At 72.2% G+C, this 18,892-nt stretch carries 15 protein-coding genes; 3 read left to right on the forward strand and 12 right to left on the reverse strand.

Annotated elements, in window-relative coordinates; genetic code table 11:
- Window positions 1–23: 23 nt before the first annotated feature.
- The 8 genes from narI to G514_RS0115835 all read right to left on the reverse strand — a co-directional run bounded on the left by narI (window position 24) and on the right by G514_RS0115835 (window position 10,691).
- Entirely contained in the window at window positions 24–737 is a 714-nt protein-coding gene (narI, locus tag G514_RS0115800) for a respiratory nitrate reductase subunit gamma (protein WP_028652544.1), read from the reverse strand.
- Window positions 738–1,463: a nitrate reductase molybdenum cofactor assembly chaperone gene (gene narJ / locus G514_RS0115805; RefSeq protein ID WP_028652545.1), complete on the reverse strand. Its 726-nt coding sequence runs from the start codon at window positions 1,461–1,463 to the stop codon at window positions 738–740.
- A complete protein-coding gene (gene narH / locus G514_RS0115810) occupies window positions 1,460–3,139 on the reverse strand; it encodes a nitrate reductase subunit beta (RefSeq protein ID WP_028652546.1) in 1,680 nt (559 codons plus the stop codon). Before narH ends, narJ begins: the two co-directional genes overlap by 4 nt.
- Window positions 3,136–6,828 (reverse strand): nitrate reductase subunit alpha, encoded by a 3,693-nt coding sequence (locus G514_RS0115815; RefSeq protein WP_028652547.1) that lies wholly within the window; start codon window positions 6,826–6,828, stop codon window positions 3,136–3,138. Before G514_RS0115815 ends, narH begins: the two co-directional genes overlap by 4 nt.
- Window positions 6,825–8,069, reverse strand: a complete 1,245-nt coding sequence (locus tag G514_RS27135) for an MFS transporter (RefSeq protein WP_036565030.1) — start codon at window positions 8,067–8,069, stop codon at window positions 6,825–6,827. The genes G514_RS0115815 and G514_RS27135 overlap by 4 nt, the downstream gene beginning before the upstream one ends.
- A 182-nt stretch (window positions 8,070–8,251) precedes the next feature.
- Window positions 8,252–9,535: an aspartate aminotransferase family protein gene (locus G514_RS27140; protein ID WP_036565032.1), complete on the reverse strand. Its 1,284-nt coding sequence runs from the start codon at window positions 9,533–9,535 to the stop codon at window positions 8,252–8,254.
- Window positions 9,532–10,158, reverse strand: coding sequence for a VOC family protein (locus tag G514_RS0115830; RefSeq protein WP_245582236.1), 627 nt, complete (start codon window positions 10,156–10,158; stop codon window positions 9,532–9,534). Before G514_RS0115830 ends, G514_RS27140 begins: the two co-directional genes overlap by 4 nt.
- 50 nt (window positions 10,159–10,208) lie before the next feature.
- Complete coding sequence (locus G514_RS0115835) at window positions 10,209–10,691, reverse strand: Lrp/AsnC family transcriptional regulator (protein WP_342662594.1); 483 nt, start codon at window positions 10,689–10,691, stop codon at window positions 10,209–10,211.
- A 61-nt stretch (window positions 10,692–10,752) separates the two neighbouring features.
- Here G514_RS0115835 and G514_RS31165 point away from each other — a divergent pair, with 61 nt between their 5' ends.
- From G514_RS31165 to G514_RS27150, 3 genes are all read left to right on the forward strand, one after another.
- On the forward strand, window positions 10,753–11,784 hold the full coding sequence (locus tag G514_RS31165) for an EamA family transporter (RefSeq protein WP_245582237.1): 1,032 nt from the start codon (window positions 10,753–10,755) through the stop codon (window positions 11,782–11,784).
- A complete protein-coding gene (locus tag G514_RS0115845) occupies window positions 11,705–12,631 on the forward strand; it encodes an aldo/keto reductase (protein WP_342662595.1) in 927 nt (308 codons plus the stop codon). Before G514_RS31165 ends, G514_RS0115845 begins: the two co-directional genes overlap by 80 nt.
- Window positions 12,632–12,695: 64 nt before the next feature.
- Complete coding sequence (locus tag G514_RS27150; RefSeq protein ID WP_051247538.1) at window positions 12,696–13,967, forward strand: MFS transporter; 1,272 nt, start codon at window positions 12,696–12,698, stop codon at window positions 13,965–13,967.
- Here the strand turns inward: G514_RS27150 and G514_RS27155 are convergent.
- From G514_RS27155 to G514_RS0115870, 4 genes are all read right to left on the reverse strand, one after another.
- Window positions 13,921–14,664, reverse strand: coding sequence for an asparaginase domain-containing protein (locus G514_RS27155; protein WP_245582238.1), 744 nt, complete (start codon window positions 14,662–14,664; stop codon window positions 13,921–13,923). The genes G514_RS27150 and G514_RS27155 overlap by 47 nt on opposite strands.
- A 245-nt stretch (window positions 14,665–14,909) precedes the next feature.
- Window positions 14,910–15,527 (reverse strand): maleylpyruvate isomerase N-terminal domain-containing protein, encoded by a 618-nt coding sequence (locus G514_RS27160; protein WP_169576455.1) that lies wholly within the window; start codon window positions 15,525–15,527, stop codon window positions 14,910–14,912.
- A gap of 76 nt (window positions 15,528–15,603) precedes the next feature.
- Window positions 15,604–17,559 carry a CocE/NonD family hydrolase gene (locus G514_RS27165; protein WP_051247540.1) on the reverse strand — a complete coding sequence of 652 codons (1,956 nt, stop codon included), beginning with the start codon at window positions 17,557–17,559 and terminating at the stop codon, window positions 15,604–15,606.
- 59 nt (window positions 17,560–17,618) lie between these two features.
- A complete protein-coding gene (locus tag G514_RS0115870) occupies window positions 17,619–18,842 on the reverse strand; it encodes an Ig-like domain-containing protein (protein ID WP_084152154.1) in 1,224 nt (407 codons plus the stop codon).
- Between the last annotated feature and the right edge of the window lie 50 nt (window positions 18,843–18,892).

Raw genomic sequence — 18,892 nt, forward strand, 5'->3', positions numbered from 1 at the left:
GTAGGTGGGCAGGACGAACGGGCTCACCAGCCCGGGCGCCTGCTGCGGCTGCCCAGCTGCACGTCGCGGCTGCGGTAGACGATGTAGGGCCGGGTCAGGTAGCCCACCGGCGCGCTGAACACGTGGACCAGGCGGGTGAACGGCCAGAGCGCGAACAGGCCGAACGCGACCAGCGCGTGCAGCTGGAACCCGAGCGGCGCCTCGGCCATCAGGTCGGCGTCGGGCTGGAAGGCGAGGAACGAGCGGTACCAGACCGAGACGCCCTCGCGGTAGTTGTACTCACCGCCGATGGTCATGATGGAGCCGGCGATGGTGTTCCACATGCCCAGCACGATGGCCGCGGCGAGGAAGGCGTACATCACCTTGTCCATCACCGTGGTCGCGGAGAACACCGGGCCGACCGTGCGGCGGCGGTAGACCAGGATCGCGAGGCCGACCACCGCCATCACCCCCGCCAGCAGGCCGCCGGTGACCGCGACGAGGTGGTAGGCGTGCTCGCCGATGCCGACCGCGTCGGTCCAGGCCTGCGGCACCAGCAGCCCGATGACGTGCCCGCCGACGACCCCCAGCATCCCGAAGTGGAACAGCGGGCTGCCGATCCGCAGCAGCCGGTCCTCGTAGAGCTGCGAGGAGCGCGTCGTCCATCCGAACTTGTCGTAGCGGTAGCGCCAGAAGTGACCGACGACGAAGGTCGCGATGCACAGGTAGGGGACGATCACCCACAGGAAGACGTCCATTCAGCGGCCCCCGGAGACGGACGGCGCCGGGAACGACGGCATCGGCAGCGGGGTGGGGCCGTCCGGCAGCGCCGGCCCGGGGTCGAACGCCGGCGTCTCGTACGGCGTGAGGCCGACTTCCTCCTCCGGTGGCCCCTCGGCGGCGAGCCGGCGGACGGCGGTCCACTCCTCGCCCCGCAGCGGCGGGAGCGTCGCCGTGACCGCCTCGACCGCTCCCGCCCAGCGCGAGCCGGCCTCGGCGAGCGAGATGCGCAGCAGCTCGAGCCCCGCACGGTGGTCGAGCATCAGCCGACGGCCCTGCTCGCGGTCGACCGTGGCGGCGTACTCCAGGACGACGCACAGGTGGTCGGGCAGCTCGGAGTCGACGAGGTCGAAGCCCGAGGCGAGGTAGGCCTGCTTGAAGCGCAGCAGCGCCATCCCCCGCTTGCGGGTGTCGCCGTGGGCGAAGTAGGTGAGGAACAGGTTGTGCCGGCGCCGGGTGTCGAAGGTGTCGACGTAGTCGGCCTCGAGCTCGGTGAGCGACGCCTCCCTCAGGCGTACGACGCACCCCCGCAGCGGACCGCCGACGCGCTCGGGCAGCCGGGTCGCGGCCTCCTCGATCAGCTCGAGCCGGCCGAGGAGCTCGTCGTCCGGGTAGCCGAGCAGCAGCGAGGCCGCCTGCCACGCCACGGTCAGCTGGGTGTCGGTGAGGGCCTCGGCCCGACGACCGGTCGCGGTGCGGCTCACGGCGCCTCCCCCTCCGGCTGGTCGGCACCAGCATTCCCGGGCCGCGGCGGGAACAGCCCGCTCGGGCTGCCCTTGCCGTCCCAGTTGAGCAGGTTGACCCGCGCCGACTTGTCCGCCGGCGACGCCAGGGTGTCGGCGGTCTGCCGGTCCTGGAGCATCTGGAAGTTCTCGACCGCGATCGGCGTCGGCACACCCGATCCCTCGCCGAAGAGCCCGTGCTGGCCGCCGCCGTACTCCGAGACCGAGCACTCGGTGGCCAGCTCCTCGAGCGCGTGCGCCTGCTCGGAGTGCGCCGGCGGGATGACGTAGCGCTCGTCGTACTTCGCGATCGCGAGGAGGCGGTACATGTCGTACATCTCCTCCTCGGTCATCCCGACCGCCGCGGGGATCGACGGGTCGGGCTCGCGGCCCAGGTTGATGTCGCGCATGTAGGAGCGCATCGCGGCGAGCTTCTTCAGCACGCCGTCGACGGGTGCCACGTCGCCGGCGGTGAACAGCTCGGCGAGGTACTCGATCGGGATCCGCAGCGCGTCGATGGCCGCGAACAGGTTGCCCTTGTCCTCCGCGTCGTGGCCCGTGTCCTTCACCACGTCGACGACCGGTGAGAGCGGCGGGATGTACCAGACCATCGGCATGGTGCGGTACTCCGGGTGCAGCGGCAGCGCGACCCTGAACCGGTTGATCAGCGCGTGGATCGGCGAGCGCTGCGCGGCGCTCACCCAGTCGCGCGGGATGCCGGCCTGCTCGGCCGCGCGCTGGACCTCCGGGTCGTGCGGGTCGAGGAAGACCTCGCGCTGCGCCTCGTAGAGCCCGTGCTCGTCCGTGGTGGCCGCGGCCTCCAGCACCTTGTCGGCGTCGTAGAGCATCAGCCCGATGTAGCGCAGCCGCCCCACGCAGGTCTCGGAGCAGACGGTCGGGAGGCCGACCTCGATGCGCGGGAAGCAGAACGTGCACTTCTCGGCCTTGCCGGTCCGGTGGTTGAAGTAGACCTTCTTGTAGGGGCACCCCGAGATGCACATCCGCCAGCCGCGGCAGCGATCCTGGTCGACCAGCACGATGCCGTCCTCGGAGCGCTTGTAGATCGCCCCGCTGGGGCACGACGCCGCGCACGACGGGTTCAGGCAGTGCTCGCAGATCCGCGGCAGGTAGAACATGAAGGTCTCCTCGAACTCGAGGCGCACCTTGTCGGCGATCTTCTTCAGCATCGGGTCGTGCTCGCCGGTGGCCTTGGAGCCACCGAGGTTGTCGTCCCAGTTCGACGACCACGTCACCTTCATGTCCTTGCCGGAGAGCAGCGACTTCGGCCGCGCGACCGGCGTGTGCTCCTGGGCGGGCGCGTCGGTCAGCGTGGCGTAGTCGTAGGTCCAGGGCTCGTAGTAGTCCTGGATCGACGGCATCTTCGGGTTGGAGAAGATCGTGAGCAGCTTGCGCAGCCGCCCGCCGCCCTTGAGCGCCAGCCGGCCGCGCTGGTTGAGCGTCCAGCCGCCCTTCCACTCCTCCTGGTCCTCGTAGCGCCGCGGGTAGCCCTGGCCGGGCCGGGTCTCGACGTTGTTGAACCACACGTACTCCGTGCCGGTGCGGTTGGTCCACGCCTGCTTGCAAGTCACCGAGCAGGTGTGGCACCCGATGCACTTGTCGAGGTTCATCACCATCGCCATCTGCGCCATGACCCTCACGAGTAGCGCACCTCCTGCGAGCGCTTGCGGATCACGGTGACCTCGTCGCGCTGGTTGCCCGTCGGGCCGAGGTAGTTGAAGGCGAAGGACAGCTGGGCGTAGCCACCGATCACGTGGCTCGGCTTCACCAGGATCCGGGTCAGCGAGTTGTGGATGCCGCCTCGCTTGCCCGAGGTCTCCGCGATCGGTACGTCGATCAGCCGGTCCTGGGCGTGGTGCATGTAGACCGTCCCCTCGGGCATCCGGTGCGAGACGATCGCGCGGGCCACCACGACACCGTTGCGGTTGACCGCCTCGATCCAGTCGTTGTCCTCGACTCCCACCTTGGCGGCGTCCTTGTCGCTCATCCAGATCGTCTGCCCGCCTCGCGAGAGCGAGAGCATGAAGAGGTTGTCCTGGTACTCCGAGTGGATCGACCACTTGTTGTGCGGGGTGAGGTAGCGGACCGTGACGCCCAGCTCACCCGTGGACCCGATGTCGGGCTCGCTGAACAGCGCGCCCATGTTGAGCGGTGGTCGGTAGACCGGCAGCGCCTCGCCCAGCTCGGTCATCCAGTCGTGGTCGAGGTAGAAGTGCTGGCGACCGGTCAGCGTGTGCCACGGCTTGAGCCGCTCGACGTTGATGGTGAACGGCGAGTAGCGGCGCCCGCCGGTCTCGGAGCCCGACCACTCCGGCGAGGTGATCACGGGGACCGGCGCGGCCACCGTGTCGGCGAAGGTGATCTGCTTACCCTCGTGCTCGGCCGCGAGGTCGTGCAGCTGGGTGCCGGTGCGCTTCTCCAGGGTCAGGAACCCCTGTGTCGCGAGGTGGCCGTTGGTCGTGCCCGAGAGCGCCAGGATCGCCTCGCACGCGTGCACGTCACGCGCCAGCGACGGCCGCCCGTCGGCGGGCCCGCCGCGGATCGCGCCGTTCTTGTCGCGCAGGTAGTCGACCGCCGAGGTGACGTCGTAGCTCACGCCCTTCGTGGTCGTGCCGAGCGTCTCCATCAGCGGCCCGAGCGCCTGCATCTGCGCGCCGACGGCGGTGTAGTCGCGCTCGACCTCGACGATCTTGGGCATCGTCACCCCCGGCACCGGCTCGCACTCACCGTGCTTCCAGTCGCGGACCACGCCGTGCGGGTTGGCCATCGCGTCGGGGGTGTCGTGCAGGAGCGGCACCGCGACCACGTCGCGCCTGGTGTCGAGCCGCCCCGCCGCCAGCTCGCTGAACTTCGTCGCGATCGTCTGCCAGGCGTCCCAGTCGGTGCGGGTCTGCCACGGCGGGGCGATCGCCGGGTTGAACGAGTGGATGAACGGGTGCATGTCAGTGGTGTTGAGGTCGTGCTTCTCGTACCACGTGGCGGCCGGCAGCACGACGTCGGAGAAGATCGTCGTGCTGGTCTGGCGGAAGTCGAGGGTCAGCAGCAGGTCGAGCTTCCCCTCGGGTGCGTCGGCGTGCCACTCGACCTCCTGCGGCCGCAGGCCCTCCGGCGCCTCGCCGGCCCGCAGCGAGCTGTCGGTGCCGAGCAGGTGCTTGAGGAAGTACTCGTTGCCCTTGCCCGACGAGCCGAGCAGGTTGGCCCGCCAGATCGACAGCACCCGCGGGAAGTTCTCCGGTGCGTCGGGGTCCTCGGCCGCGAAGCGCAGGTCACCGCTCTTGAGCCGGTCGACGACGTGCTCGGCCACCGGGCGTCCCGCCTCGGCGGCCTCGTCGGCGAGGTCGAGCGGGTTGCGGTCGAAGGTCGGGTAGGACGGCATCCACCCCATCCGCGCGCTCTTGGCGATCACGTCGGCCGTGCTCAGCCCGGCGAGCAGGCCGCGGCCGGTCGCGGCCGAGACCGTGTCGGCACTGAAGGTGTCGTAGCGGAACTGGTCGGTGTGGAGGTACCAGTACGCCGTGTGGATCATCTGGCGGGGCGGGCGCCGCCAGTCGAGGCCGAACGCGAGCTGCGCCCAGCCGGTCACCGGCCGGCACTTCTCCTGCCCCACGTAGTGCGCCCAGCCGCCGCCGTTGACGCCCTGGCAGCCGGTGAGCGTCGTGAGGCCGAGGAAGCCGCGGTAGATCGTGTCGGAGTGGAACCAGTGGTTGGTGCCGGCCCCCATCAGGATCATCGACCGGCCCCGCGACTCCTCCGCGTTGGCGGCGAACTCCCGGGCGATCCGCGCCGCGGCCGAGGCGGGCACGCCGGTGATCGCCTCCTGCCAGGCGGGGGTGTACGGCGCCGACTCGTCGTCGTAGGACGACGCGTAGCCGGTGAGGCCCTCGCGCCCCACGCCGTACTGCGCCAGCATCAGGTCGAAGACCGTCGCGACCAGCCGGTCACCAATGCGGCGCACCGGCACGTCGCGGGGCAGCGAGCCCGGCGTGCCGTCGACGTCGTCGAAGCGCGGCAGCTCGACCGACACCGTCTCGGCGCCCGGCGCGAGCAGGCTCAGCACCGGGTCGACGTCACCGAGGTCGAGGTTCCACCGACCGGCGCCGGCGTCGCCGAACCGGTGGCCGAGCGCGCCGTTCGGCACCACCGGCGCACCGGTCGCCGAGTCGAGGAGCACGGTCTTGAAGTGCGCGTTCTCCTCGGCCGCGTGCTCGGGCAGGTCGGCTGCGGTCAGGAACTTGCCCGCACGGTGCGTGCCGTCGGGGCCGGGCTCGAGGGAGACGAGGTAGGGCAGGTCGGTGAACCGCTTGGTGTAGTCGGCGAAGTAGGGCACCTGCCGGTCGACGAAGAACTCCTTGAGGATCACGTGACCCATCGCCATCGCGAGCGCGCCGTCGGTGCCGGGCCGGATCGCCAGCCACTCGTCGGCGAACTTCACGTTGTCGGCGTAGTCGGGCGAGACCACGACGACCTTCTGGCCGCGGTAGCGCGCCTCGGTCATCCAGTGCGCGTCGGGCGTGCGGGTCACCGGGACGTTGGAGCCCCACATGACGAGGTAGCCCGCGTCCCACCAGTCGCCGGACTCGGGGACGTCGGTCTGGTCGCCGAAGACCTGGGGCGAGGCGACGGGGAGGTCGGCGTACCAGTCGTAGAAGGACAGCATCGAGCCGCCGATCAGCGAGGTGAACCGGGCCCCGGACGCGTGGGAGACCATCGACATCGCCGGGATCGGCGAGAAGCCGGCGACCCGGTCGGGCCCCCACTTCGCGATGGTGTGGACGTAGGCGGCGGCGACCAGCTCGGTCGCCTCCTCCCAGCTCGCGCGGACCAGTCCGCCCTTGCCGCGGGCGGCCTTGTAGGCCCGCGCGCGCTGCGGGTTGTCGACGATGTGCGCCCACGCCTTCACGGGGTCGCCACCGTGCTGCGACTTGGCCTCGCGGTACATCTGCAGGAGGACGCCGCGCACGTAGGGGTAGCGCACCCGGGTCGGCGAGTAGGTGTACCAGGAGAACGCCGCGCCGCGAGGGCAGCCCCGCGGCTCGTACTCCGGCCGGTCGGGTCCGGCCGACGGGTAGTCGGTCTGCTGGGTCTCCCAGGTGATGATCCCGTCCTTGACGTAGACCTTCCACGAGCAGGACCCGGTGCAGTTGACGCCGTGGGTCGAGCGCACGACCTTGTCGTGGCTCCACCGGTCGCGGTAGAACGCGTCGGCTCCGCGGCCGCCCTCCTTGGTGAGGGTCCGCAGGTCCTCCGAGACCGTGCCCTTGGTGAAGAACCGTCTGCTGCGCACCAGCGCGTCGGTCAGTCCGTTGTCCATCCCGGTCTCGGAGGTCATTCGGCAGATGCTCCTTCGGCTGCAGTGCGGCGGACGACGGTCAGCGTCAGCACCAGGGTCAGCGCGGCGGTGACCGAGAGCAGGATCAGACCGATCGCGTAGGAGTCGGTCCGTCCATAGACATAACCCATGATCAACGGCGGCAGGAAGCCCCCCAGCCCGCCGGCCGCCCCGACGAGGCCGGTCACGCCGCCGACCCGCGACGGCTCCGTCACCCGCGCGATGAGCGCGAAGGTCGCTCCGCTGCCGCTGCCGAGTGCGGCGGCCATCGCGAGGAAGGCGACCGTGCCGATCCCGTCGAGCGGCGGGGTGCCGGCGGAGATCGCGGCGCCGAGGACCACCACGGCGTACCCGCTGGCCAGCACCGGGATCGGGCCGAACCGGTCGGACAGCCAGCCGCCGACCGGCCGCATGATCACGGCGACCACCACGAAGCCCGCCATCCGGTTGGCCGCGTCGGCGGGGGTGAGCCCGTGGGCGGTCTTCAGGTACGCCGGCAGGTAGACCGAGAAGGCGACGTAGCCGCCGAAGGCGACCGCGTAGAGGATGCACGCCTGCCACGTGATCGAGAGGCGGGCGTTGGCCGAGAGGCGGCTGGCCAGGCTGGTGGTCGGCACCGTGCGCCCCGGGGCGTCGCGGAGCACGACGAACGAGACCGCGGCGTAGACGGCGAGGGCGACGGCGGTGATCAGGAACGGCGCGGTGTCGCCGACCCGGGTGAAGAGCTTGACGGTGGTGAGGGCGCTGATCGCGGTGCCGCCCATGCCCGCGCCGAAGATGCCGACCGCCAGGCCGCGGCGCGCGGGCGGGAACCACGCGTTGACGAACGGCACGCCGACGGCGAACGCCGTGCCGCCGATGCCGAGGAAGAACCCCCCGACCAGGAGGAGGGCGTAGGAGTCGAGCGCGACGAACGCGATGAAGAGGACCGGCACGATCGTGGCGGCCGAGACGAGCGGGAACATCACGCGCCCGCCGAAGCGGTCGGTGAGCGCGCCGACGATGATCCGTCCCAGCGAGCCGACGAGCACGGGGACGGCGACCAGCAGGGCCACGTCGGACTCGGACAGGACGCCCAGCGACCCGGAGTCGCGGAACATCGGTCCGAGCGGGCTGATCAGCGCCCAGGCCCAGAAGTTGACCGCGAAGCCGAGGGTGGCCAGCCCCAGCATCAGCCAGGCGGCGCCGGGCACGGCCGCCCGCTGCGAGGTTGCGGGACTGGCGACGTCCACGGCGGTCACTGCTCCTCCCGAGGCTTTGCCCATGACTGTTGCCGAGCAGGACCCCGTTGCCAAGGGCGACATGCGCATCTCCACCATCGAGTCGGAACAGAACCGATGACCAGCACAGACGCTGGCGCGGGCGGCGCACAGGGCAGAAGGTCCCGGGTGGTCCCACCCGGGGTCCCGTGTCTCCGGCGGGCTCAGCCCCAGGCGTCGGCGTACGTCGTCACCACCTCGCCGAACGCCGCGACGAGGCCGTCGCACTGCTCGTCGGTGACGGGGATGCTCACGGTCAGCATGCCGCGGCGGGCCAGCCAGAAGCCGCGGTTGACCAGTGCGAAGAAGACGAGCTCCCGCGCCGCCGCCTGGGCGTCCGTGAGCGGCACCGAGGCGAGCACGGGGGCAGGCGCCGGGTGGATGGTCATCAGCGAGCCGCGGCCCGAGACGTGCAGCCCGGCGGGCCGGGCGACCTCGTCGAGGGCGAGGCGGAGCCGGTCGCCGCGGTCGTTGACGTCGGTCAGCGTCGCGTCGTCGAGGACCTGCTCGAGGCCGGCGATCCCCGCGCTCAGCGTGAGCACGTTGTTGTTGAAGGTGCCCGCGTGGAAGAGCGCGCCGGGCCGGGTGGGGTCGAAGGCCGCCATCAGGTCGGCGCGGCCGCCGAAGGCGCCGAAGGAGAGGCCGCCACCGAGGTACTTGCCGAGCGTCGTGAGGTCGGGCGTCACACCCACCACCGACTGCAGGCCGCCGGGCGAGAGCCGTGACGTCATCACCTCGTCGAACACGAGCAGCGCGCCGGTGGCGCTCGTCTCCTCCCGGAGCATCTCCAGGAACGCCTGGTCCGCCGGGACGCAGCCGCTGGCGCCGAGCATCGGCTCGACCAGCACGGCGGCGAGGTCGCGGCCGTGCTCGCGGACCAGCGCGCGGGTGCCGTCGACGTCGTTGTAGTCGCCGAGCACCCACTCGTGGGGCACGGTGACCGGGCTCGCGGTCTCGCCGAAAGTGAGCACGCCGCCGTGGTAGCCGCCGCGGAAGACCAGGATCCGCCGGCGGCCGGTGACAGCGACCGCCAGCGCGAGGGTCATCAGGTTGGCCTCGGTGCCCGAGTTGGTGAACCGCACCAGGTCGACGCTCGGGAACCGCGCGCAGATCAGCTCGGCCAACCGCGGCTCGAGGTCGTTGACCGCGCCGAAGCCGAGCCCGCGGTCCAGGGCATCGCGCAGCGCGTCGAGCACCGCGCGCTCGGAGTGGCCGTAGAGCCCGGCGGTGAACTCTCCAAGGAAGTCGTCGTACCGGTCCCCGTCGAGCGACCACAGCTGCGCGCCCTCGCCGCGCTCGAACGCCAGCGGGAACGGCTCGTAGTGGAGGATCGAGCGGGTGTTGCCACCGGGCATCGACTTCGCGGCGCGCTCCTGGCGGGCGGCGCTGCGCGGGTTGCGGCCGACGTAGCGGTCGATCTCGGAGCGGACGGCCTCGGACCGGCTCACGCCGGCAGCTCGGTGCCGGCCCGGGCGGCGACCATGTACTCGGCGTACCAGTCCGGCCAGTTCTCGTCGTACTTCCCGCCGTCCCTCGCCTCGTGCTCACCGTGTGCGGCGGCGGCCGCCCTCAGCGCTGCGGCGAGGTCGCTCACCGAGGAGTACGTCGTGACGGCGTCGACCCGGTCGGGGAGCCGGGTGGTCACCTCCTGGAGGAGCCAGCGGTTGCCGTCAGGGTCGGCGAAGGTGGCGAACGTGCTGTAGCTGCCGTCGTCGGCGCCCGGACCGGGTGCGCGTCCGGTCCCGTCGGCACGGAACTGCGCGCCCGGGCTGTCGGGGTGGAAGACCTCGCTGACCTCGGCACCGCGCGACGCGAGCTCCTCGCGGGCCGCAGCCAGGTCGGAGACCACGAGGTAGAGGCCCTCGGCGGTCCCGGGCGCGGCCGAGGTGATCTGGGTGCCGAACTGCACCGAGCACCCCGACCCGGGCGGGGTCAGCTGGACCACGCGGAAGCCGTTGTCGAACGGGAAGTCGGCGTCGAGCCGCCAGCCCAGTCCGACGTAGAAGTCCTTGGCGCGGTCGACGTCCGCCACGGGGATCACGACCGCCTCGAGCAACATGTCCTGGGTCACCTGGGAAGCCTCCCCTGCCACGTCGGCGACGGCAAGGCTCCCCTCGCTCCTCAGTCGGGGATCGGCAACGGTCGGGGCGGCACGGGGGTCGTCACCACGATGGAGGAGACCGTCTGGCCGAACATCAGGAACCTGTCGAGCGTCTCCTCGAGCTCGGGGATCGTCGCCGCGTGCACCTTGACCAGAAAGCAGTCCTCGCCCGTGATGCGGTGGCACTCGCTCACCTGGTCGAGCGACTCGGCCAGCGCCGCGATCTTGGTGAGCTGGCGCGCGGCGGGACGCACCCGCACGAACGCCGTCACCGGCAGGCCGAGCGCCGCGGGGTCGACGCTCATGCTGAAGCCGGTGATCACGCCGGCACGCTGCAGGCGCTGGACGCGCTCGGTGACGGCGGGGGCCGACATGCCGACCTTCCGGGCGAGCGCGGACATGGTGATCCGCGGGTCCGCGTGCAGCTCGCGGAGCAGGAGCCGGTTGGTGTCGTCGAGCTGGTCAAGGTCGGACAGGGTGATCGCCTTCGATCTGAAAGAGATTGGTCGTCAGGACCTACAAGTGAGCCTTCAGGGGTCCCATCCTGCGACAGATGATGGCCGCATGGCAACCGGCACGATCCTCCGTGGCCCGACGGCGGCGGGTGTCGTCCTGGTCGTGGTGGGAGCGACGTTCCACTACCTCGGCCCGTCGTTCGCCGTGCTCCTCTTCACCCACCTCGACGCCGTCGGCGTGGCCTGGCTGCGGATGGCGACCGCCGCGCTCGTGCTCGCCCTGCTGCGGCCACCGTGGGCAGTGTGGGGCGCAGCCGGTCGCCACGAGCGGCTCCTCGCGGTCGCGCTCGGCATCGTGCTTGCGGTCATGAACGCCACCTTCTACCTCGCCCTGGAGCGGCTGCCCCTGGCCACGGTCGCCGGGATCGAGTTCCTCGGCGTCATCGTGCTGGCGGCGTACGGCGCCCGCACCCGCCGCAACGCCGCGGCGCTGGCGCTCACGGTCGCCGGCGTCGCACTGCTCACCCAGGTCCGCATCGCCGGCACGCCGGTCGGGCTGCTCCTCGCGGCCGGGAACTGCGTCGGCTTCATGCTCTACGTCGTCGTCGGGCACCGCCTCGCGAACGTCCCCTCGCGAGGCGGCAGCCCGGCACTCGACCGGCTCAGCCTCGTCGTCGCGATCGGGGCGATCGTCTCGACGCCGTTCGGTGTCGCCGCCGCCACGCCCGCGGTCCGCCACCCGACCTGGCTGCTGTGGGGGTTGGGCGTCGGCATCTGCTCGACCGTCATCCCCTACCTCACCGACCAGCTCGCGATGGTCCGGCTCCCCCGGGCGACGTACAGCCTGATGCTCGCGCTGCTCCCGGTGACGGCCACGGTGTGCGGCATCGCCGTGCTGCACCAGCTGCCGGGCCGCCAGGACCTCGCGGGCCTCGCGCTCGTCGTCGCCGGGGTCGCCGCCCACCGGTCACAGGAAGCCACCACCGAAGGAGGACCCACTGATGGACCACACGACGCTCGGCGCCAGCGGTCTGGTCGTCTCGCCGCTCGTGCTCGGGATGATGAGCTACGGCGACACCAGCCGCCGGGCCTGGCACCTCGACCTGGAGGGCGCGCGACCGATCGTGCGGCGCGCGGTTGAGGCCGGCGTGACGGTGTTCGACACCGCCGACGTCTACGACCTCGGTGTCAGCGAGCAGGTCACCGGCGCCCTCCTGCGGGAGCTGTTCTCGTCGCGTGACGACTACGTCGTGGCCACCAAGGTCTTCTACCCGATGTCCGACCGGCCGGGCGACGGTGGCCTGTCGCGCAAGCACGTCGTCGCCTCCGCCGAGGCCTCGCTCCGGCGCCACGGCACCGACCACATCGACCTCTACCAGATCCACCGGTGGGACGACGCCACCCCGATCGAGGAGACGATGGAGGCCCTCGACTCGCTGGTCCGGGCGGGCAAGGTGCGCTACCTCGGGGCGTCGAGCATGTACGCCTGGCAGCTCGCCAAGGCCCAGCACGTCGCCGAGCGCCACGGCTGGCACCGGTTCGTCTCGATGCAGAACCACTACAACCTCGCCTTCCGCGAGGAGGAGCGGGAGATGATCCCGCTCTGCCTCGACCAGGGCATCGGGCTGCTGCCCTACAGCCCGCTGGCCCGCGGCCTGCTCACCGGCAGCCGGCACCGCGAGGGCGGGGGGACGACGACGCGGTCGAGCGACGACCCGGTCGCGGAGTGGGCCTACGGGCCGGACGACTTCGACGTGGTCGACGTCCTCGACGAGGTGGCCCGCGAGCTCGGCGAGCCACCGGCCCGGGTGGCACTGGCGTGGCTGCGCACCCGGCCAGGCGTCACGGCGCCCGTCGTCGGCGCCACCAGGCTCGCCCACCTCGAGGACGCACTGGCCGCGCTCGGGCTCGTGCTCGACGACGAGGTCGTCACGCGGCTCGAGGCGCCGTACCGCCCGCACGCCGTCAAGGGACCGAGCGGCACCTGAGGTAGTTGACGGATCCACGATCGCGATCCGGAACAATCGCGGTCGCGGACGACGTTCCGCCTCGGTGACCGCAGACTGCCTCGCCCCCGACCGCCTGGAGACGACACCGATCACGAGCGACGAGGCGATCCCGCGTGCGCGCTCGGTCTGGCTGGCGGTCGCGGCCCTCGGTCTCGGCGGGTTCGTGGTGGTGACCAGCGAGTTCCTCCCGGCCAGCGTGCTCTCGCTCATCGCGGCCGACCTCGGGATCAGCGAGGGGGTGGCCGGACAGGCCGTCACCGCCACGGCGCTGATGGGCCTGGCCACGGCGCCGACGCTCGCGGCGCTGGTCCCCCGCATGGACCGGCGGCTCCTGCTCGCGCTGCTGACCGGCCTCGCCCTCGTCTCCAACGTGACCGTCGCGCTCGCGCCGTCGTTCCCGGTCCTGCTGGTGTCGCGGCTCCTGCTCGGGGTGGCGATCGCGGGCTTCTGGTCGATGTCGCTGTCCGCCGTCGCGCAGCTGGTGCCGGCCGAGCGACTCGGGCGGGCGATGACGGCCGTCAACGCCGGCGTCTCGCTCGCGACCGTCGCCGCCGTGCCGCTCGGGTCCTACGTCGGCGACGCGCTCGGCTGGCGGGCGGTGTTCTGGATGGCGGCCGCCGCGGCCGCCGTGACGTTCGTGCTCCAGCTGGCCTGGCTACCCTCGATCGCGCCGGCCGGCGCCGCCGGGCTCCGCACGCTGTGGGACACCGTGCGCTCCCGCGTCGTGCTGACCGGGCTGGTCGCGATCGGCCTGATCGCCGGCGGGCACTTCTCGGTGTTCACCTACGTGCGACCGGCGGCCGACCAGGTCCCCGGCCTGGGTGCGGCCGGGCTCGCCACGCTGCTGCTGGTCTTCGGGATCGGCTCGTTCGTCGGCAACCTCGTCGCCGGGCCGCTGGCCGACGCCCGCCTGAGTCTCGCGCTGCTGCTGGGCCCGCTCGTCCTGGGCGTGTCCACGACGTCGTTCGCGGTGCTCTCGGACTGGTACGCCGGCGTGCTGGTCGCGACCGCGGCGTGGGGCATCGCCTTCGGCGGCATCCCGACGCTCGCCCAGACGTGGGTCGCCCGCGTCGAGCCGGACCGCCTCGAGTCGGCGAGCGGGCTGGTGGTCATGATGTTCCAGCTCGCGATCGCCCTGGGTGCGGCCGCCGGCGGGCTCCTCATCGAGACGGCCGGGGTGCGGACGGACTACGTGGTCGGCGCGGTCGCGGCCGTCGTCGGCGGGGTGCTGATCTCCGGGACCCAGCGGGCGCCGCGGGGCGTCCCGGCTACTGCTCGAACGCGCGAAGTCGCCGGCTCAGCTCCTCGCGCGTAGCACCCCCGGCGAGCAGCAGCCGCAGCAGCACTCGGGCCTTGTAGGGGTGCAGGTAGCCGCCGCTGACCAGGCCGCGAGCGAGCAGGTCGCGCTCCGACCCGACCGCGCCGTAGGTGTCGGCGAGCACGGGACCGGCGCCGGTGCGCGAGGTGAGCACGACCGGCACGGCCGCGGCGAGGTCCCCGAGCACCGGTGAGAGCGAGGCCGGCACGTGCCCGACGCCGAAGGCCGCGACCACCAGCCCCTGCTGGGTCTCCGCGAGGCCGGCGACGAGCGCGGGGTCGTCGTCGAGCGTGACCGTGTGCAGTGCCACTCGGGTCGCCGCGACCGCCTCCGCGGTCACGCCGGTGACCGGCTCGGTGCGCGTCAGGCGGGCCAGGAAGCGCGGTGTGCCCTCGACGACGTGCCCGATCGGGCCGAGATCGGGCGAGACGAACGTGGCCGTGCTGGTGCTGTGGGTCTTGCGCACGTGACGGGCGGCGTGGACCTCGTCGTTGAACACGACCAGCGCGCCGCGGCCACGGGCCGGGTCCGAGAAGGCCACCCGGACCGCGGCGGCGAGGTTGGCCGGGCCGTCCGCGCCCGGCAGGGTCGGGTTGCGCATCGCGCCGGTGACGACGAACGGCTCGTCGCGGGTCCACAGGCAGTCGACGAGGAAGGCCGTCTCCTCGAGAGTGTCCGACCCCTGGGTGAGCACGACCCCCGGGCGCCTGATGCCACCGCCTGCTCCGCCGTGGCGATCGCGTCGAGCAGGTCGACGAACGACAGGTGCGCGCTCGGGACCGCGCGCAGGTCGCGCACGGTGACGTCGACGCCGAGGTCGGCGCCGCTCTCGAGCTGCTCCGCGCCGGCGAGGCGCCCGCGCGCGTGGCCGGCCATCGAGATGGTGCCGCCGAGGGTCAGGAGGACGACACCGCTCATCCGGTCGAGGCTAGCCAGCGCTCAGAGCAGCGGGAGGTGCGGGTCGTCGCTCGGCACCCGGCCCGCGGCGGCACGGATCCACGCGAGTCCCGAGGCCCCGGCCGGTGCGGCGCCGGCCCGCTCCGCGTAGGCCGCCGCGAGCGCGTCCGCGACCGCCGTGACCGCCTCGGGGAGGAGCGGTGCGTCCGCGCGGCCGAGCGCCCGTTGGAGGTCGTCGCCGTGCGCCACCAGCTCGAGCAGCCGGGTGAGCAGGTAGTCGTCGCGGGCGATCGGGCCGCGCCGCGCCTGGAGCACGTGGCCAGGGGTGGTGTCGAGGGCGGCGAACGCCTCGGCCGCCGTACGCCGGAAGCCGCCGACGACGTCGTCACCGAAGGACGCCGAGATCTCCCGCGTCATCTCCGCGATCTGCTCCGAGGCCGGCGGGTACGCGCGCACGTAGTCGCCGAGCGAGAGCGGGACCGCCCCGGGCTCGGCCGTGGCGACGTACCGCGACAGCCCGATGCCGAGTCCGAGATGGGCGACCAGCTCGCGGACCGTCCAGTCGCCGAGGCCGACCGGCTCGACGAGGTGCGCACTCACGGGCACCTCGTCGAGCCAGTCCGCGAGCACGGTGAACTGTTCCTCCAGCAACGTCCTCACGGCGTCAGACCCTCGCCGACGGCCCGTCGGGCGTCGAGGCCGAGCACGGTCATCGATGCGCGAGATCCCGCCACTGCTACGGCTCGGGTCGGCCGCGCACCGGCACGGTCAGCACGGACGGGTGGACCGCGGAGGTGTAGATCATCAGCGGGGAGAGCTGGGCGGCGTTGGGGAGCGGCGGCAGCAGGTGGGGGACGTCGAAGGCCTGGATGCTGATGCGCAGGCGGTGGCCGGGGAGCAGCGCTGCGCCGGTCGGGAAGACCTCGACGTCGACCGGGACCACGGCGCCGGCAGGCACCGGCTGCTGCGAGGCGCGGGTGAACGGGTGGAAGGGCTGGATCAGCTGCCCGTCGAGGTAGCGCGACTTCTGCCGGACGAGTGCGCGCTGCGAGAGCACCTGCCAGCCGCCGGTGAGCCGGCTGACGGTGCCGTCGGGGGCGACGTCCTCGACGGCGACCGAGAGCATGCCGTCGCCGGTCGGCGACGCGGTGTAGAGGCGGGCGTTGATCGGGCCCTGGATCCGCAGGGCATTCTTCAGCGGCGCGGTCTGGAAGCTCAGCCCGCCGAGGTCGTTGAGCGCGTTGTCGCGCAGGCAGGGGCTGTCGGGGAAGGCGAGGTTGAGGATGCCGGCGGTCCACTGGTTGGCCGAGCGCGTGCACAGCCCGGTGACGGGAAGCGCCGGGACCGTCGAGGTGCCCGGCTGGGCGCCCGACCGGACCAGGCCGCCGTGGTGGCCGCCGGCCGCGGCCTGACCCGACAGGCGGAACGACGCGGCGTGCAGGTCGCGGTCGACGTACTTCCTGGTGGCGACCCACTTCCCGGTGCCCTGCTCGTAGTAGGTGAAGGGCTTGATGTCCTTCAGCAGCCGCGCGTCGTTCCGGCCCTTCACGTAGTGGTCGAACCACCGCAGCCACAGCTCCTGCAGCGAGCCGTAGCCCGCCTTGCCGACGTCCGCGCCGGACGAGCCCTGGAGGTGGTCCCACGGTCCGGTGATCATCCGCACCGGCACGCCGCGCTTCTGGAGCCTCTCGAACAGCAGCGGCGTCCCGCGCTGGAACAGGTCGTACTCGCCGCTCACCAGGAACGTCGGCACCTTCACCCGCTTGATGACGTCGATCGGCGAGCGGTCCTGGTAGAACTGCCCGTCGTACGCCGGATCGCCGCCGAGGACCGCCGAGGCCAGCAGCGGCCCGGTGAACGTCGTCGCGGTCGTCAGCCGGTCGAGCAGCGCCCGGACCGCCGACGCGGGGTCGGAGCCGCCGTAGGCCGGGGGGACCAGGCCGGTGCCGGTGACCAGCCCCATCCAGAGCGGGATGAAGCTGACGTCGATCTGGCCGCCGGACGCGACGATGTCGCGGTAGACGTCGGCGCCCGGGACCTGCGGGAAGATGGCCTTGAGGCCGGGCGGGCGCGCGGCCGCGGCGAAGAGCTGGCTGATCCCCATGTACGACGGGCCGGTCATCCCGGACTTGCCGTTGCTCCACGGCTGCCGGTGCGCCCAGGCCACCACCTGGCCGTAGTCCTTGGTCTCGCGCGGGCCGAACGCCTCCCACACGCCCTCCGACGCGCCGGTGCCGCGGGCGTCCACGGTGAGCTGGGCGTAGCCGCGCTTGACCAGGTAGCCCGCGCTCGGGCCGCCGAGCCCGCCGGTCGACAACACGCTCTTGTTGTAGGCGGTGATCGTGATGATCACCGGCAGCGGCCGGGTCACGACCGAGCCGTCGGCGCGCGTGGGCCGGACCAGGTCGCCGCGCAGCACCACCCCGTCGTCCATCGGGATCGCGAGGTCGGTCGTGGTGGACGTCCCGGCGTACTGCTCGGGCCGCGGCGTCCAGTGCCGCTTCGGAGCCCCCGGTCGCGGCGCCGACGGCGCCGCCGCCGACACCGCACCTGACACCACGCCGGACACCGCGGACGCCGACCGCGCCGCGGACGGCGCCTGCTCTGCTTCGGCACCTCCGGCCAGCAGCGTCAGGCCGGGGAGGAGCGAGAGGGACAGGATCGGGGCGACGGCACGCGCACGCAGCTTCACGCCGTGCTAACGACTGGTCTGGTCAGCTGTCACGCCGTACCCGCGACACCGCCCGGCGCCTACAGGTCGCCGCCGCCACCACCGCTGCCGCCGCCACCGCCGCCGCCGTGGCCACCACCACCGCCGGCCACCGTGACCGTCGTCTCACCGGTGCGGCTCGGGTCGGCACCGATCACCTTGATCGTGTGCTCGCCCGACTCCTTGCCGACCTCGAAGGTGTAGGTGAACTTGCCCTGGGCGTCAGCGGTCGCCTCCGTGAGCTTCTTGCCGAGGTACATCACCGTGAGCGGCTCGGCGGCGACCAGGCCGGTGACCGTGATCGTCACCTCGGCCTTCTTGAAGACCTCTGACTCGCTGACCTCGACCGTGAGCTTCTTGGGCTTGATCACCGTGAGCTCGGCGGTGCCGAGGCGGTTGGGGTTGCTGCCGGTGATGGTCAGCGGCAGGGCGCCCTCGGGCGCGGTCTTCGCGAGCTTGAAGCTGCGGTGGACGTCGCCCCTCTTGTCGGCCTTGCCGGTCATGACCGGCTTGCCGTCGAGGCGGACGGTGTACTCCTCGCCCTTGGCGAGCCCGTCGGCGCTGACGTCCACCGAGGTGCCGACCATGGTCAGCTCGTCGGTCACCACGAGCTCGAGGGTCTTGGCCTTGCGGGAGGCGAGGACGGTCACGGTCGCGGTCTTGGTGCCGCCGGCGTTCTGCACCGTCAGCTTGAACACGTGCTTGCCGCGCTCGGCGATCCGGACGGCGGCCGAGCCCTTGCTCTTCTGGGTCCCGGCCCACTCCCCCGAGGCCATCACGACGTCAGCGCGCTTGCTGCGCCAGCGCAGCCGCACCTTGTCGCCGACCGACACCTTGGTCGAGGAGGCGACGAGCTTGATCTTGGGCGGCTTGACCGGTGCCACGGGAGCCACGGGGACCGCGGTCACCGACTGGGTGAGCGTGCCCACCGAGCCGAGGTTGACCAGGTCACCGGCGTACGTCGCGGTGAGCGCGTGCGCGCCCGTCGGCAGCGAGGGCACCACCACCGACGCCGCCCCGGCGAAGAGGTCCGCGGTGGCGAGGGTGACCCCGGAGTCGGCGAACACGACCGAGCCACCCGGCGCGTCGCCGGCGACCGTCGCCGTGAGCGTCACGGCCTGGCCGACCACGGACGGGTTGGCGCTGGAGACGAGCGTGGTCGTCGTCGCGGTGGTCGGGTCTGCGGTCGCCGGTGGCGACAGGGCCACGACGGTGCCTGCGGCCACGGCCGCGAGCACGGTCAACACCCGAGTCTTCTCCCTCATGCATTCACGGTAGGAGTCGGCATCGGGCCGTGTTCGCGGTTTGCCGGAAC

It is taken from the genome of Nocardioides halotolerans DSM 19273, from assembly GCF_000422805.1.
Taxonomy (GTDB): Bacteria; Actinomycetota; Actinomycetes; order Propionibacteriales; family Nocardioidaceae; genus Nocardioides; species Nocardioides halotolerans.

Bases quoted from the DNA above. Each gene is read 5' to 3' on its own strand.
- narI (WP_028652544.1), bottom strand. From the start codon at position 737: ATGGACGTCTTCCTGTGGGTGATCGTCCCCTACCTGTGCATCGCGACC.
- G514_RS0115815 (WP_028652547.1), bottom strand. From the start codon at position 6,828: ATGACCTCCGAGACCGGGATGGACAACGGACTGACCGACGCGCTGGTG.
- G514_RS31165 (WP_245582237.1), top strand. From the start codon at position 10,753: ATGGCAACCGGCACGATCCTCCGTGGCCCGACGGCGGCGGGTGTCGTC.
- G514_RS0115845 (WP_342662595.1), top strand. From the start codon at position 11,705: ATGAGCTACGGCGACACCAGCCGCCGGGCCTGGCACCTCGACCTGGAG.
- G514_RS0115870 (WP_084152154.1), bottom strand. From the start codon at position 18,842: ATGAGGGAGAAGACTCGGGTGTTGACCGTGCTCGCGGCCGTGGCCGCA.